Consider the following 1,813-nt stretch of genomic DNA (forward strand, 5'->3'; position numbering starts at 1 on the left):
ATTCATGATAATGATGCTACTTTTACATCAAAGTTATTTCAGGATTTTTTATCTAATCCAAATATCAAGGCTAAACGAACAGGGATAAAATCACCCAGACAAAATGGAATTTGCGAGAGAGCAGTAGGTATATTGAGATTTGAGTTATTAAATCATGTTATTCCATTTAATCAAAAACATTTGGAGTATTTACTCAAAATGTTTTTAGAAGATTATTATCATCCTGTCAGGGCACATCAAGGACTTAATTGTCAAACTCCAATTTTATCAGAAAAACCTCCAGAAACTAAGGTAGAAGATACCAAATTGGTTTCAAAGCCAATTCTTGGAGGACTTTATCACAGTTACAAAAAAGTTGCCTAACAGTTACAACTTTTTCAATAGCTTATTTTATTATGCAAAAAACAAGCATCTTGGTTTTAATTTCCATAATGCTTGTTTTTTGATTAAGTTATTATTGTTTCAAAAGTATAAATTTGTATTTTACGCTTTTATTATTTGTTAAATATTAGTGCATATTTTAGCCCGATTGAATTTTTGAAACCGACAGCATAAATATTACAACTTCCTTTGCTATGTATGGAAATTTCAAAGCCGTAAGTGTAATGACAAAAGAAAAAGGCATTACAAATGCTGCTGTTTTTATTCCCTGACCAATTGAGCCCCAAAAATCTCCTGTCTCTGCATAGTTAAAACCAAATCTTATTAAACCTGCTACCACACCTCTTATTATTGATGCTATAGCTACCGCTTTAACAACAGCCATTGTAATCGCTACATAGCCACTTGGATTGTACTTCTCCATCTACAATTTTTCGTACTCTTATTCCACTAAAATCATAATCATATTCTAGTGCTAAAATTCCCACTTTTCAAACATGCCAACAGTGATTTCAGCAAAGGAAACATAAGGTCAGGAATTGTTCTCGGCAAATGCGTCTCCGTGGCACACATTTATGTTCTCACAAAGTAATATGATGCTAAGTTCTCCGCTATCAATGCATATTAAATAACAATCAGATATATCAGGAATCTCAAATCCAAAATCTAAATAATTAAAAGCAGATTTAATATCGAATTTGTCTAATTTCTGCATTCTAACATCACAAATAAACACTGGAAATTCTAGTAGAGAACCTGTTTCAAATTGACTCTTCCATACGTTATAGCATCTAAGAGTACCAGAAGGTTTTCCATCATAACTATTTATGAATCTAAACAAAATACCAGTGTCATTTGAGATTATTATGCCATCTAAGTTAACATTTTGAAAAATCGTATTCATACTTTTTTGCCATTCATATGGTTTTAGACTAAAGTTAATCATATATTAAGTTCCTTTCTCAAAATATTATTTACTGTCCAAAGGGTTCAACAAAGTGATCTGTTGTATGAGCTCCATCAGGAATTGGAGTGCCATCATAATACACTCTCTGATTATATTTTGGTGCATTCCATGCCGTATTGTTAGGATCAATAGGAACTTTTTTAGTTGGAATAACTTCACCTGTAGGCTTTATATTCACTCTTGAACCATCTGGATGTTTATATACAACGTATCCATTTGCTGAAGGTTTCCCTGCAGTATAGCCTTTACTTGTTAAATCTTGATGTAACGCCTGACGTGTAGAGGGATAGTTACCCGTTCCCTTACCTGAACTAATTGCTTTATTAATATATGGACCTAAAAATTTCGAAAGTATAATTTGTGCTGTTAAATGGGTTGCTATCTCAAGCGCTGTTGCATACTCGCCCTCTTCTATACTTCTTATTATATTTTCACCTGCATACGATAGCATCAGTATTACAGCTA

The 1,813-nt window shown here is 32.5% G+C and carries 4 protein-coding genes; 1 reads left to right on the top strand and 3 read right to left on the bottom strand.

All coding sequences use genetic code 11. The features are described 5' to 3' along the window. A partial coding sequence (locus tag RBH29_RS17535; RefSeq protein ID WP_306698304.1) for an integrase core domain-containing protein occupies positions 1–363 on the top strand: 363 nt, incomplete at its 5' end. A gap of 157 nt (positions 364–520) precedes the next feature. On the opposite strand, the gene RBH29_RS17540 is transcribed toward RBH29_RS17535, so the two are convergent. From RBH29_RS17540 to RBH29_RS17550, 3 genes are all read right to left on the bottom strand, one after another. Then, complete coding sequence (locus RBH29_RS17540) at positions 521–805, bottom strand: hypothetical protein (RefSeq protein ID WP_306698305.1); 285 nt, start codon at positions 803–805, stop codon at positions 521–523. Between the two features lie 108 nt (positions 806–913). Next, positions 914–1,327, bottom strand: coding sequence for a hypothetical protein (locus RBH29_RS17545; protein WP_306698306.1), 414 nt, complete (start codon positions 1,325–1,327; stop codon positions 914–916). Positions 1,328–1,355: 28 nt separating this feature from the next. Beyond that, a partial coding sequence (locus RBH29_RS17550; protein WP_306698307.1) for a hypothetical protein occupies positions 1,356–1,813 on the bottom strand: 458 nt, incomplete at its 5' end.

This window comes from Herbivorax alkaliphila (assembly GCF_030848475.1).
In the GTDB taxonomy this organism is placed as follows: domain Bacteria; phylum Bacillota; class Clostridia; order Acetivibrionales; family Acetivibrionaceae; genus Herbivorax.